Here is a 4,849-nt window from a genome sequence, read left to right on the forward strand (position 1 = left end):
ATCAACCAATCATCAATCAACCAATCATCCAATCACCCAATCATCCAACCTTGCCTGCCGGCAGGCAGGTCATTCAACCATCTACATTCCATTCCCCCGCTGACGTTTCCAAGTCCGCAAAAGTGCTAGCGGACGTTGGAAAGTCTCCCCCCCCCACCCACCAATCACCCAATCATCCAATCAACCAATCATTCAATCATCCAACCCTTGATTCCCTTTATCCTTTAACCTTTATCCTTGTTCCCTTTAACCTTGCTTCCCCTGTCCCCCAAAACAGCAATAAATTGCACTTCTTTTAAGCACTTCTTTAACATATTTGTTCTAAATTTAGGGCTTGAAAAGTAAACAAAGCATAATGAACCAACTCTAAACATTTCGATTTGCTTAAAAAATATGTATCGGAAGTGTAGATGGGATTTTATCATATATATTAACTCGTTGTGCGACAGACTAAAGCCTAATAGGAGAAATTATGTTTTTACGATGGTTATTACTTGTAATTTTGTCTTTATTGCTCACTGCTTGTGCTTCCTTTAGAAAATCATCTAATGTTGGAAGCAGCGTGCTTTTATCAGATCAGGGTGTTCCATATAAGTATATGTTTTGTGAAGATAGCGGCTTGAATTATTTAATCACTTTTCCTAAAGATTATGACCCTGAGAAACAATATCCCTTGATAGTATACCTTCATAGCATGGCTGAAAGAGGAACTGACTTACATAAACTGATTAGAAATGAAGTAGGTCAAGGTAATGGCATTAGTAAATATGCACTTGATGGTAAATTACCCCAATTTATTACCATTTCGCCCTTGTGTCCGGACGGAATTTACTGGTCATTCTTAACAAAAAGACTAAATGCTCTTTTAAGTAGTGTTACCAATAATAAAAACATTGATATTGATAGAATCTATTTAACCGGCGTTAGTATGGGTGGTATGGGGACTTGGTCATTTGCCATGGATTACCCACAATGGTTTGCTGGCATCGCTCCTATAAGTGGAGGCATTTATAAACCGTTCATGTCTGATAATATACAGGAAATACAGAATATTCCAATTTGGATTTTTAATGATAAATTAGACGATGAAATTCCAATTGAAAAAACCTTTGGAATTTTAAAGAAACTTGAAAAAGCAAACGCTGATGTGAAAATAACAATATATGAAAATGGTGAACACTACATAAACAATATCGTTTTTAATGAAGGAGCATTGTTTGATTGGTTTTTACAAAAAAGAAAATAGTCAATCGCACAACAAGCAATGAAGAAAAACTCAGAAATGAATGATTTTTTTGTTGCATTTGATAAATTTCAAAAGATTATTTGGCTGATTAACTTATTTAAAACTCACTTTTTTAATTGTAAATTAGCGACTTAAAAATAATTGATTAGTCGTTAAAACTATATGAATAACTCTGAGATAATACTTTACACAACCCAAAACGGTGATGTAAAGGTTGAAGTAATTCTACAAGATGAATCAGTTTGGTTGACACAAAAGGCAATGGGAGAGCTTTTTGGTGTTGTGAAATCCACAATAAGTGAACATTTATCAAACATTTTCGAAAGTGGTGAATTAGAAAAAAGTGCAACTGTTCGGAAATTCCGAACAGTTCAAAATGAGTCAGGAAGAGACGTTCAAAGAAATATTGATTTTTATAACCTTGACGCAATAATATCAGTTGGTTACAGAGTAAATTCACAACAAGCCACACAATTTAGAATATGGGCAACGAAGACTTTAAAGGAATTTATAATCAAAGGGTTTGTATTAGACGATGAGCGATTAAAACAGGGAGGAAAGCTTTTTGGAAAGGATTATTTTTATGAATTACTGGAACGAATTAGAGAAATTCGTGCGAGTGAAAGAAGATTCTACCAAAAGATTACTGACATTTATTGTGAATGTAGCATTGATTATGACCCACAAGCAGAAATTACACATGTTTTTTATAAAACTGTTCAGAATAAATTGCATTGGGCTATTACGGGACTGACAGCAGCAGAAATTATCTCAACAAGAGCAAATTCAGAGTTGCCCAATATGGGTTTAGCTACTTGGAAAAAATCACCAAAAGGGAAAATATTGAAATCAGATGTTACAATAGCGAAGAACTATCTTAACGAAAAAGAAGTACGAGAATTGAATCGTATTGTAACAATGTATCTTGATTATGCAGAGAATCAAGCTGAAAGGCAAATACCAATGAAAATGAAAGATTGGGTAGAAAAGCTTGATGCTTTCCTCCAATTCAACGACTACTCTGTTCTTAAAAATGCAGGTTCAATTTCATCTGAAATTGCAAAGAAGTTAGCAGTTGAACTGTATGAAAAATTCAGAGTATTTCAAGACCAAAATTATGAATCTGACTTTGACAAAGAAATAAAAAGGTTAAAAGGCTAATAGTGGAAAAAATAAATCAGATTGCAGCAAAACACATTACGAAAAGGTTAACTACCAGTTGCCAACAAGCGATGCACAATGAAATAGAAAATTGAACTAAAACATAAAAATAAAAGAATAAAATCCCATGCAGAAAAAGTCTTTAGTGGTAATTGACATTCAAAATGACATTACCAAAAACTACAAAGAAATCATTGACAATGTTAATCGGGCAATAGATTGGGCAGTGGAAAATGAAATTCATGTCGTATACATTAGGCATTATAACTTATCTGACGGCACAAGGACTTTCAAACCCAATACTCGTGGGTCTGAATTAGTTTCGGACATGAAATTGGTTTCCACAAACATTTTTGAAAAATCCAAAGGCAACGCATTAACCAGCGAAGATTTTGCTGACTTTATCAAGAAAAATGAAATAAGCGAATTTTACATTACAGGAGCAGACGCCATTGCCTGCGTGAAATCAACCGTATTTAATATGTGTAAGGAAAACTACAAAGTTACAGTCTTATCAGATTGTATTACGAGTTATGATAAAAGGAAAATTGACGAAATGCTGAATTATTACGAAAAAAAAGGCAGTAAAATAATTAATTTGAATGACTTGTTAGACTCTAAATAAAAATGTCAGCGGCTAACAAGAGTTTGGTTCAATGCAGGTTATGTGGGGATTAGGCAACTTTATCGTTTCACTCCCGCTGCTCTTGTCTGGACGATGACGACGTTCCATTATCCAGCAATTTTTACACTCCCATCGTTATGGGAAAGTAAAATAACAAACATTGAATATTTGTATTTATAAGTAGCATATAGCTAAAACTAAAAATGTAATGACTATGAAAAATGTAATTATCACCCTGACAGGCATTTTGATTATTATTTTTTTATTCAATTCATGCGCTAGTGTCTCTTCTGTTGCAAAAAAAATAACAATTGAGTCAGGTGAAGTTCCGCCAGATATGAAATCAGAGGAATTTATTATAATTGGAGTCCTTAAAGGAAGGAGAAGTTATGATAAGTATGTTAAAAAAGAATTTTCAAAATATACTGGAAATTACATTCTTGCCCAGAAAGATGAGATTACCGAGAAATATAGCGATGTGAACAAGTATAGATATATCATGGATTATACAAAGGAAAGTTCTACATCAACTAAATATAATCCTAATTACAAGCAACATGGGAGTCAACCCTTTGAAGATAACACAACAACTGGCTATAGATATTTTATACAAGACAGAAAAGAAAATAAAGAATACACTCGTAAATCGAGATCAAGTAATTTCAAACTCGAAATGCGTGCTTACATAACTGCTTTAGAATCAATTAGAATAAAATAATAAATTCGTAATAATTGAAAAACGAAAGGCAAAAAACTGTTAATACCTGCCCATAACGAGGGTTTGGTACAATGGAGGCTATCAGCGAATTATGAAACATGCTCACTTTTTCGTAGCTTCGTTACGTGGGATATGAAATCGGTTTAATGGCTTACGCTCTAACCACTCCCCACCGTTTAAATTTATTGGAAAAGAACAACCAAAAACGAAATATTATAAGCAAATGACTAGTCAAATAAACGAAAGAATCGAAATCGCTAAGAGCTTCAAATCAATTTATAATTGGACAGGTAAAAATCCGGAAAAGAAAGAAAAGTTGTTCAAAAGAGTTGCGTTCTTAGATTATGGAATTGTAATGTTTTTGCTCTCTGTTCTTATTATTGCTTCTGCAATGTCAACTCTCCAAATTGAATATTTTTCGGGCAACTGGACAAATGCTGGAATATTAGTTTTAATGACCATGGCACTTTCATTGAGAGCTCCGTTTTCATATATCGAACTAATGCTTCATAACCATATCAACCAAATAAAAAATCTTGAGATTGAGTTTGATCCAAACCTAAATACAGAATTCAACAGTATTGTAAAACGATTCAACAAAAGGGGAAAATACATCTACTTGTTTGGTATTCCTGTAATCTTAATTTTTATTTCAGCTTTGTTGCAAGTTTTTGATGCAAATCCGTATTGGGAAAAATTCCCTCCAATAGTTCTTCTTGTTTGTTTATACCTAATTATACAGATTAATTATGATATAGCGATTATGAGAAAGAATTTAGGAAAAGTTGTTAATTCAAATTGATAAAAAAACTCAAATGAAAAAACCATCAAAGAATAGTCTGCGATCCTTCATTATTGGAGTTCTGGTAGGATTTTTAGCATTTTTCATTATTGATCTAATTTTTAACTGGGACCAAAATGCAAGTGATTTCCAGGAAGGACGTGATGCTGCGAAGAATAAATTTGAAAGCACTAATTAAATTACTAGCTATATCAAGGCCCGCAGCCAACCGAGGTCACTCCCAACCCCTCGCTAGTGCCCGATTACATCGAGTTCTATGCTATTAAGCAAAACCCCGCTAGTGCGCGATTGCATCGC

Annotated in this window: 6 protein-coding genes; all 6 read left to right on the forward strand. The window is 33.7% G+C overall.

Features of this window, described 5'->3' with window-relative positions:
- The first annotated feature begins 472 nt into the window (after positions 1-472).
- The 6 genes from HPY60_11435 to HPY60_11460 all read left to right on the forward strand — a co-directional run bounded on the left by HPY60_11435 (position 473) and on the right by HPY60_11460 (position 4,730).
- Positions 473-1,246 (forward strand): hypothetical protein, encoded by a 774-nt coding sequence (locus HPY60_11435; protein ID NPV51789.1) that lies wholly within the window; start codon positions 473-475, stop codon positions 1,244-1,246.
- 162 nt (positions 1,247-1,408) lie between these two features.
- A complete protein-coding gene (locus tag HPY60_11440; GenBank protein NPV51790.1) occupies positions 1,409-2,407 on the forward strand; it encodes a virulence RhuM family protein in 999 nt (332 codons plus the stop codon).
- A 127-nt stretch (positions 2,408-2,534) separates the two neighbouring features.
- Positions 2,535-3,032: a cysteine hydrolase gene (locus HPY60_11445; GenBank protein NPV51791.1), complete on the forward strand. Its 498-nt coding sequence runs from the start codon at positions 2,535-2,537 to the stop codon at positions 3,030-3,032.
- A 214-nt stretch (positions 3,033-3,246) separates the two neighbouring features.
- Positions 3,247-3,750 carry a hypothetical protein gene (locus HPY60_11450; protein NPV51792.1) on the forward strand — a complete coding sequence of 168 codons (504 nt, stop codon included), beginning with the start codon at positions 3,247-3,249 and terminating at the stop codon, positions 3,748-3,750.
- 223 nt (positions 3,751-3,973) lie between these two features.
- Positions 3,974-4,552 carry a hypothetical protein gene (locus tag HPY60_11455; protein NPV51793.1) on the forward strand — a complete coding sequence of 193 codons (579 nt, stop codon included), beginning with the start codon at positions 3,974-3,976 and terminating at the stop codon, positions 4,550-4,552.
- Positions 4,553-4,565: 13 nt separating this feature from the next.
- On the forward strand, positions 4,566-4,730 hold the full coding sequence (locus tag HPY60_11460; protein ID NPV51794.1) for a hypothetical protein: 165 nt from the start codon (positions 4,566-4,568) through the stop codon (positions 4,728-4,730).
- Positions 4,731-4,849 lie beyond the last annotated feature (119 nt).

The sequence above is a fragment of the Methanofastidiosum sp. genome, from assembly GCA_013178285.1.
Classification (GTDB): Archaea; Methanobacteriota_B; Thermococci; order Methanofastidiosales; family Methanofastidiosaceae; genus Methanofastidiosum.

What these genes read in the sequence shown, in the direction of transcription:
- HPY60_11435 (NPV51789.1), top strand. Translation starts at nt 473, where the DNA reads ATGTTTTTACGATGGTTATTACTTGTAATTTTGTCTTTATTGCTCACT.
- HPY60_11455 (NPV51793.1), top strand. Translation starts at nt 3,974, where the DNA reads ATGACTAGTCAAATAAACGAAAGAATCGAAATCGCTAAGAGCTTCAAA.
- HPY60_11460 (NPV51794.1), top strand. Translation starts at nt 4,566, where the DNA reads ATGAAAAAACCATCAAAGAATAGTCTGCGATCCTTCATTATTGGAGTT.
- HPY60_11450 (NPV51792.1), top strand. Translation starts at nt 3,247, where the DNA reads ATGAAAAATGTAATTATCACCCTGACAGGCATTTTGATTATTATTTTT.
- HPY60_11445 (NPV51791.1), top strand. Translation starts at nt 2,535, where the DNA reads ATGCAGAAAAAGTCTTTAGTGGTAATTGACATTCAAAATGACATTACC.
- HPY60_11440 (NPV51790.1), top strand. Translation starts at nt 1,409, where the DNA reads ATGAATAACTCTGAGATAATACTTTACACAACCCAAAACGGTGATGTA.